General features: G+C 71.7%; 8 protein-coding genes. All 8 read right to left on the reverse strand.

Going from position 1 to position 7,905, the window contains the following annotated elements; all coding sequences use genetic code 11:
- Window positions 1-620: 620 nt before the first annotated feature.
- Window positions 621-1,001, reverse strand: a complete 381-nt coding sequence (locus ETD96_RS36560; protein ID WP_138641050.1) for a TadE family protein — start codon at window positions 999-1,001, stop codon at window positions 621-623.
- 11 nt (window positions 1,002-1,012) lie between these two features.
- The gene (locus ETD96_RS36565; RefSeq protein ID WP_138641052.1) at window positions 1,013-1,207 is read right to left on the reverse strand and encodes a DUF4244 domain-containing protein; all 195 of its coding nucleotides are present in this window, start codon (window positions 1,205-1,207) and stop codon (window positions 1,013-1,015) included.
- 88 nt (window positions 1,208-1,295) lie between these two features.
- Window positions 1,296-2,120, reverse strand: a complete 825-nt coding sequence (locus ETD96_RS36570; protein WP_138641054.1) for a type II secretion system F family protein — start codon at window positions 2,118-2,120, stop codon at window positions 1,296-1,298.
- Between the two features lie 342 nt (window positions 2,121-2,462).
- A complete protein-coding gene (locus ETD96_RS36575) occupies window positions 2,463-2,972 on the reverse strand; it encodes a type II secretion system F family protein (protein ID WP_240808490.1) in 510 nt (169 codons plus the stop codon).
- Window positions 2,973-3,154: 182 nt separating this feature from the next.
- Window positions 3,155-4,306: a TadA family conjugal transfer-associated ATPase gene (locus tag ETD96_RS36580; protein WP_138641056.1), complete on the reverse strand. Its 1,152-nt coding sequence runs from the start codon at window positions 4,304-4,306 to the stop codon at window positions 3,155-3,157.
- 64 nt (window positions 4,307-4,370) lie between these two features.
- The gene (ssd, locus tag ETD96_RS36585; protein ID WP_138641057.1) at window positions 4,371-5,447 is read right to left on the reverse strand and encodes a septum site-determining protein Ssd; all 1,077 of its coding nucleotides are present in this window, start codon (window positions 5,445-5,447) and stop codon (window positions 4,371-4,373) included.
- A gap of 895 nt (window positions 5,448-6,342) precedes the next feature.
- Window positions 6,343-6,960, reverse strand: coding sequence for a pentapeptide repeat-containing protein (locus ETD96_RS36590; protein WP_138641058.1), 618 nt, complete (start codon window positions 6,958-6,960; stop codon window positions 6,343-6,345).
- A gap of 33 nt (window positions 6,961-6,993) precedes the next feature.
- Window positions 6,994-7,785, reverse strand: a complete 792-nt coding sequence (locus tag ETD96_RS36595; RefSeq protein ID WP_138641060.1) for a Fic family protein — start codon at window positions 7,783-7,785, stop codon at window positions 6,994-6,996.
- Window positions 7,786-7,905: the final 120 nt, after the last annotated feature.

The raw sequence follows: 7,905 nt of genomic DNA on the forward strand, positions 1-7,905 counted from the left end.
CCCCTCGGCCTCGTCTCGGTACCCCCCGCGCACCCGCTCATCGACACCGCTCCCGACCCGATCCGCGCAGCCATTTCGTCGCCACCACTCCGGCTCCATTCCGCGCGCAGCCGTTCACCCCAACGCCCTCGGCCCGTCCCGCGCGCCCGACTCGTCACTACCGCTCGCATCCCGTGAGTCGTTCAGCGCCATCGTCACCGCCCGCGATCCGCCCGGTGCCGCTTCACTCATCACCGCCCCGGCCTCATGCAGTCCTCCCTCCTAACCCGGCCGGACCCATCCCGACCGTCGGTATGGCCCGGGCCCGTGACGTGCCTGTCGTTACGGACGCATAAGCGAGTGGTGCCTCCCGGCTGGCAAAGGCGCGTGGCAGTTGCTCAACCGGGAGGGACGCGCACTTGCGGACGCCGAGTCCTCCTGCACGGCGTCACCTGCAAGGCCGACATCGCCGACCAGCGCGAGTCGTCGGCCCGCCCGGCGGCGTGGCCGGGGCCATGGTCGTCTTGCCGTGCGGCGCGAACGCCAGCCCGTGCTCGCCGCAGAACGCGGCGAGCGCCGCGATGTTGTGGTCCAGCGCCGACCGCCGCGCCACCATGACCGGCCAGGTGAACGGCCGCCGGTCACGAGGTTGGGTGCCGCGTCTGGCTGACGGGCGGGGAAGCGGCGTCGGGGCCTACACCGGGCTCGGTCGCGGCGGCCACTTGGGCTTGGACCATCAGGGGTGGAAGGCCGATCGCGGCCGGGGGACGCACCGCGACGGAGACGTCCACGTGGACGGTGGCCTCGTCTCGGCGCACTCGCACGGTCGCGCCCTTCGGGACCGCCCGGATCACCAGTTCGCGCACCGCGGTGAGGGACTCACCCCGGGCTGCCACACGAGCCCCAGTGCGGGCGGCGTCCGTGCAGGTGAGTTGCACGGACACCGCCATCAGGCCCCACAGCGCGGCCGCCGTGATCAGAACAAGGGCGGGGAGAGCCACGGCGATCTCCGCCGTGGCCATCCCTCGGTCCCTCAGCTCGCGATCTTGAGGGCCTTCTCGATGATCTGTAAGAGCAGCGACCTCACCTGCGAGCTCGTCACAATCTTGAACAGCAGGCCGGCGAACGCCGCCGCGGCGATGGTGCCGACCGCGTACTCCGCGGTGGACATTCCTCGGTCCGCAGACATCCTGGACCATCGACGCATCACCATCTTCATCGCCCGCATGCGGGCTCCTTTCGCTCGTGATTCGCCTTCAGGCTGCCGGGCGGGTGCCACGGCCGGTGAGCGAACCGAATTCTGTGGAAAACCCGGCTCACCTGGGCAGGAGGATCGTCGCGGCGATTCCCGCGACGGCCGGGACGACGCCGAGCAGCACGAAGGCAGGCAGGAAGCACAGTCCGAGAGGGGCGAGCGCTCGGATTCCCGCCGCACGGGCCCTGGTGGCGGCCGCCGTCCGGGCTACGCGACGCTGGTCGCGCGCGAGGCGGCTGAGAGAGGGGGCCAGGGCCGCGCCTGTGGTCGTCGCTCGGACGGCCGTACGAGCGAGCGGCGCGAGCATCGGTTCCCTTGTGAGCGCGAGCCAGGCGTCCGCCGGGTCTGCACCGAGGCTGATCTGAACTGAGACGTCCCTAAGTTCGTCCCCCAACGGGCCTCCCACCGCATCCGCGACCGCAGTGACCGCGCCATGCCAGGGAGCACCGCCACGCAGGCAGGCGGCTAACAGGTCCACCGCGATGGGAAGGTCAGCGATAAGGCGCGCACGTCTGCGCCGGTCCTCCGCACCCCCAACGCGGCCGAACCAGAACCAGACGGCCACCGCGGCGCCGGCTCCGACTACGGCACCCAGCAGACCGCCCAACAACACCAGGCACAACACGCCTGCGGAGCCCGCAACTGCACGCCGTAGGAGAGCGTCACGCCGTCGCCTCTCCTGTGAGTCGCCTTCCTTCTCACCATCGGCCCGAACACGACCATCGTGCCCCGAGCCCCTGGGCATCAGAGCTCGCTCACCTGCGATGCCTTGCCTCGGACGAGAAGTTTGGAACTGACCCTCCAGCCTCTTCTCGGCGGTGTTCGTCCCCCTGGGAAGAAGAAACGCCGACAGCGCCGCACAAAGTACGGCCGCCAAGGCGATCATCACCTCACCTGCCCCTCTCACCTCATAGCCACCTAGGACCTCCGTCCCGCGACATCAGGCCCCCACCGCAGAAAGGGATGCGGACCCCGGCCGTCGACACACAGCCCGTAGAGCTCCACGCGAGGCGATCAGCCGCGCGACAGCGAAGAGCACCCTCCTCAGGGCACCGACACACCTGCTTGGCACGCCGCCGGCGTCGCCGACGCGCCGTACTCCCCCGTCGCTGCGCTGCTCTTCCAGGACGGCCAGATCAACAGCCTCGGCCTCGTCTCCATGTCTTCGGCAACAGGCGGTGCAGCGGGCTCGCTGCTGTTCGGCTGCACCTGGAGGACGTGGTGCGGGTTAGTTGGGGGATTCGGCGGATCGGGCCAGGCGGCGGGTCCAGTGGAGGCCGAGCAGGTTGAGGGTCGTTCCTGTGATCAGGCACGCCAGGCCGGGGAGGGTGCCGCAGAGGAAGGGGATCGGGTGGGCGCCGAGGGCCGCCGCCATGCCCAGGCCGAGGAGCGGGAGGGCGGCGAGCAGGCGGGCCGTGGCGCGAGGCCCCGCCAGTTGGACGGCCACGTCCTGGCGTTGGGCTTCTTCGTCGCGGAGAGCCCCCGCCAGGCCGTCCAGGACGGTGGCGAGGGTGCCGCCGCGTTCCGCACCGATGCGCCAGCAGGCCGCCAAGAGGCGCAGGCCTTCGGCCCCCGGACGCGTCGCCAGGTCGTCCAGGTGCTCGGGGGGCGCGCGAGTGGCGTGGAGGAGTTCTGCGGACACCTGAGGGTGAAGGACGGCTGCTGCGGCCTTGAACGCCTCGTCCGGAGTTCGGCCGGCGGCGAGTTCGGCCGCCATGGCGTCGCAGAGTTCGATCACCGACGTCCGCCATCGTTGCGGTTGGGCTCTGCGCTCTTTCAGTGCGTCGACTCTGGCTCTCAGCAGGTGAAGGGGGTGCGTTGAGCGAGGCGTTGTGAGGCGGTCAAGGCGGCGTCGGGCGACAGGGGGCGCGAGGACCGTCCAGACGGCGGCGGCCGAGCAGAGCGCCACGAGCGCGATGATCAACGGTCACCTCGCAGCCGGGCGTGCAGCGCGGGGGCGCCGTCGGCCGGGACGACCTCGCCGGACGCGGTGAACGAGACTGCGGGAATCACGCCTACCAGCCCGTCGGGCGCTCTGTGCAGGACGCAGATCTCGGCCACGCGCCGCCGCCCACCGGCCGGGTCGCGCGCCAGGTGGACGACAATGTCCAGCGCGGCGGCCAGTTGGCTGTGGACCGCCTCCCGGCTCAAGCCCGCCGCGCAGCCCAAGGCTTCAAGCCGGGCGGGCACGTCTGCGGCGGTGTTGGCGTGGAGGGTTCCGCAGCCGCCTTCGTGGCCCGTGTTGAGCGCCTGCAGGAGAACAACTACCTCCGGGCCTCTGACCTCCCCGACCACAAGGCGGTCGGGACGCATGCGGAGCGCCTGGCGGACGAGATCGTTCAGTGTCACTCCTCCGGCGCCCTCCATGTTCGGCGGACGGGCCTCCAGCCTCACGACATGCGGATGGGACGGTTTCAACTCGGCGGAGTCCTCGACGAGGAGTAGTCGTTCGGCCGGGTTCGCCAGGGACAACACGCTGCTCAGGAGGGTGGTCTTGCCGGTTCCGGTACCGCCGGTGATCAGGAACGCGGCGCGCGACTTGATCAGGGCGGCGAGGATTTCGGCGCCCTCGGGTGGGATGGTCCGGGCCGCGACCAGCTCGTCCAGGGTGAACGCGCGACGCCTGGGCAGCCGGAGCGACAGGCACGTGCCACTCGCGGCCACCGGAGGCAGGACGGCATGGAGCCGGACCCCGCCCGGCAGGCGGGCGTCGGCGTAGGGGGCCGCGTCGTCGAGTCGGCGTCCGGCTGCGGCGGTGAGGCGCTGCGCCAAGCGCCGCAGCGTCGCCTCGTCCGTGAAGCGGACCGGCGTGCGGACGAGACCGGTGCCCGTGTCAGCCCACACCTCGTCCGGGCCGTTGACCAGGACGTCGGTGACGTCCGGGGAACGCAGCAGCGGTTCCAGCGGCCCCGCGCCGACGAACTCGGCGCATAACTCGTCCGCCAGGGTCAGTACCTCACGATCACCGAGGAGGCGTTCCTCCGCCCGCAGCGCCGCGGCGACCCGGCCGGTCGTCGCCTCCCCGCCACTACCGGCGAGCCGATCCCGCACCGCGTCCGACAACCTCGTCATACCGCCTCTCCTCGTCTCCTTCTGAGTGATGCCTTGTGGTCCACACCGTCGCCAGCGGGGCGGGTCAGGCTGCTTCTCGGTAGGCGTAGGGCTGGAGGGCCAGGTCGGCGAGGGTCTTGGTGCAGAAGTCGGCCAGGGGGCCGCGGCGGCAGGCTCGTTGCAGGTCGCCCTCTTCGACGGCTGCGGGGAGGCGGCGGTCGCGGTCGTAGGTGCCGGCGGACGGGATGTCGAGGGCGTGGGCGATCGCCTCGGCGGTGAGGCCGCCGGGGGCCGGGCCCTGGACGACCAGGCGCAGGTCGGTCGTGTAGCGGCGGAACGTCGCGGCTATGCCGGCGGCCGCGACGGTGGCGCGGACCTCGGCGGGGACGAGCAGGAAGGTGGCGGCGGCGGCGCTGAGCGCGGCGCGGCCGATGTCGCCGGGGTAGCGGGGGACGTCGGCGATGACCAGGTCGAAGCCGCGGGCGGCGGCGTCGAGCAGGGCGCGCACGGCCTCGTCGGGTATCGGGACGGGTTCGCCGCGCCGCCAGGACAGGACGGACAGGTCGCCCGTGCCGGGGAGGGTCTCGCGGAGGGCGGCGGTGTTCAGGCGGCCGCGCCGTTCGGCGAGGTCGGGCCAGCGGACGCCCTCGTGGCCCTCCAGACCCAGCATGAGGTCGATGCCGCCACCGAACGGGTCGGCGTCGAGGAGGAGGGTGCGCAGGCCCTGGCCGGCGGCGGCCAGGGAGAGCGCGGCGGCGAGGACGCTGGCACCGACACCGCCGCGGGAGCCGCCGACGCAGACGGTGGTGGCCCAGCCGCCCTCGGGTTCGCAGGCGGCGGCGAACGCGTTGATCAGCCAGTCCTCGTGGTCGGGGAGCACGGCGACGTCCTGCGCGCCGGCCTCGACCGCGAGGCGGTACGCCTCCGGTGTGTCGCCGTCGCCGGTGACGAGGACGATGCCCTGGCGGCGCGGGAGGCCGGCGGACGCGACGTCCTCGGCCATGTCGGCGCCCACGAGGATCAGGGCGGGCCAGGTCCAGGCGGGTCTGGCCTCGTCGGCACCGTAGGCGACCTCCGCGTGGGCGTCGGCGGCGGCCGCGAGGCGGAGCAGGCCGTCGGCGAGGGCGGGGTCGCTCGTGACGATCAGTGCCGCAAGGTTCATCGGATGCTCCCTCGATGTTTCCGGAGACATCCACCTTGCGGAGCGGGGCGGCGCCCGCGACGAGGTTCCTCGAACTGTGGATAACTTCGCCGGCGGGCGGGCGGTGGCGGGGAACCGCCACCGCCCGGCCGCTCGACGACTGGGCGACCCCCGCCGGGGGGGAGAGCGGGGGTCGCCGGGCGGTCCGGCTCCGGGGGGGTAGAGCCGGTCCGCTTTCCCAGGAAAGTCTCAGTGGAGTTCGGGCCGAGCCGTGCGTAAGTCCGCCTATGGGAGAGGCAAACTCACTGACTCCAGTCTAGGAAGTACAACATATGCTGCCCGATCGTCGAGAGTTCCGTCGAGACGCAAACTCACCCGGCGCATGGCGATTTTCTCATCCGCCGGTACGACGCGCTCGCCGGGGCGCCCGCACGGCGCCCGTGCCCCTCCACGGCAGGGCCTCCCGCGCCCGCGCACGGCCCGCGTGCATCGGGGCGGAAGTGGGAGCGTACAGCAGAACTAAAGATCTTTCCGGCCGCATGGCAGATCGGCCGCCAAAAAGAAACGATCACAGTGAGTGATCAATTCTCTGACCGGCATGGCGGTTACGGATAGCCCGGAATATCCCGCAGCGGCCGCACCGGGCGCCGGCGTCCCGTTCGGCGCCGCCCGCCACCGCGGTCGGCACTTTGCGAATAGGGGCTTGTCAACAGGGAGAATGAGGCGTAGACAGGTTGTTAGGACCACGGTCCTGGCACGGCAACCGGGCACCCACGCGCGACCAGCCGCGGGAGGCGCGTCGAGACGGGCTTGACCCGATCCGACGGATTTGAGGTGCACGCTTGGTAACCCGGTGTGACGTGCTTGGCGGCGGCGCTCCCCGGTGGGGCGCCGCCCGCTTCGTGTCCGGCCGGCGCTAGTCGCGGACCTCCAGCCCGAGGGCCGTCGCCAGGGCGATCGCCTGGTGCGGGTCGATCACCGCGCCCTTCAGCACGGTGGCGGACGGGTCCACGGCCGAGAGGTCGCTGCCGCGCAGATCGCAGCCGGACAGGTCGGCTCGGTGGAGGTACGCCCCCGACAGGTCGACCCGGCGGATCTCCGCTTCGGCGCACCGCGCGCCCGTGAGGTCGGCCTCGCGCATGCGGACATCGGTGAACGACGTGCGCCGCAGGTCGGCGCCCGGCAGGCCGGTGAACGACCAGTCGCCGCCCTCCACCTTCAGCAGGTCGTACGTACACGAGTCGAACATGCTGCCCACGAGCTTGCAGCCCGCGAAGGTGGCGTCGAAGAAACCGCACCGCACGAAGGTGCAGTTCACGAACGCGGCGTCCGTGTGGGTGGACGCGTTGAAGCGCACCCCGCGGAACGTGCACTCGGTGAAGACGGCGCCGGTCCCGGTGGCCTCGGTCATGTCCACGTCCACGAACAGGACGTTCTCGTGGTGCTCGCCCGTCAGGTCACGCGAGTCCCAGTTCGCCGACGCGATCGTGGTCTCGGTGGGTGCCGCCGGTCGTCCGTGCATGCGTTCGGCCATGCGGTCCAGCATGGCCGAACCCTCCGACAGAACTCAGCCCCGCATGAACGCTTCGCAGATGGCCTGCGAGTCCCGGGCGGCGGCGGCCACGGCCGTCGAGCAGTGGACGACCCACCGCGCGACGCCCTCGGACGTGCCCGACGAGTAGTCCCGCAGGGCGGGCGCGTAGTCGTCCACCAGTTCCAGGTGGCCGACCTCGGGTGCGACCAACGATTTGGGGTCGAGCCCACGGGAGACCAGCGTGAGCCGCTGGGCGGCGCGTGCGACCAGCCCGTCCCCCCAACCGAAGGGGCGCAGCATCAGCAGTTCACCGTGCACGATGGCCGCGACCACGAGCGCGGGGGCCTTCGTGGGGGAGGTCAGCAGCCCGCTGAGCGCGTCCAGGCGCGCCGCCACCTCGGACGGCGACGGCGGCTCACCGAGGCCGAGAACGTCCTTCACGGCGGCGTCGGTGGTGCGGGGGCGTCCGAGGTCGGCGCTGTCCACCACGTCGGCCGCCGCCAGGACGTGGAGCCGGGCGAGCGCCTGCCGGGGAGCGTTGCGCCAGACGTCCGTCAACGTCCCGAGCTCGGCCGACACGCGCAGCGAGCCCTGTACGACGGGGTCGGACGGGCTCTCGGTGGTGCGGAGCTCGTCCAGCGTGACCGACGCGCCGTCCAGGACGGCCGAGGCCCTGGCGCCGCGCAGCGCGGACTCCGTGGACACCTCGGCACTGCGCCGCCGCAGGATGCGGTGGCCGAGCAGCCGGTCAACGGCCTTGCGCGCGTCATCGACGGCGCCGGCCACCCCGGGCAGTTGTGCTACATCAGCAAGGGCATCGGTCACGGCCCGACTTTATGCGGTCCCCATCCGCGCCCGCGCAACGCCCCGCCCTGTCTCTTATACACTTCTCCGAGCCCACGAGACCCTAAGACAACTCGTATGCCGTCTTGTGCTTGAAAAAAA

The sequence above is a fragment of the Actinomadura geliboluensis genome, from assembly GCF_005889745.1.
Lineage (GTDB): Bacteria > Actinomycetota > Actinomycetes > Streptosporangiales > Streptosporangiaceae > Spirillospora > Spirillospora geliboluensis.

Coding starts and splice junctions, on each gene's coding strand:
- ETD96_RS36590 (WP_138641058.1), bottom strand. CDS start 6,960: ATGGCCGAACGCATGCACGGACGACCGGCGGCACCCACCGAGACCACG.
- ssd (WP_138641057.1), bottom strand. CDS start 5,447: ATGAACCTTGCGGCACTGATCGTCACGAGCGACCCCGCCCTCGCCGAC.
- ETD96_RS36565 (WP_138641052.1), bottom strand. CDS start 1,207: ATGCGGGCGATGAAGATGGTGATGCGTCGATGGTCCAGGATGTCTGCG.
- ETD96_RS36580 (WP_138641056.1), bottom strand. CDS start 4,306: ATGACGAGGTTGTCGGACGCGGTGCGGGATCGGCTCGCCGGTAGTGGC.
- ETD96_RS36560 (WP_138641050.1), bottom strand. CDS start 1,001: ATGGCCACGGCGGAGATCGCCGTGGCTCTCCCCGCCCTTGTTCTGATC.
- ETD96_RS36570 (WP_138641054.1), bottom strand. CDS start 2,120: ATGATCGCCTTGGCGGCCGTACTTTGTGCGGCGCTGTCGGCGTTTCTT.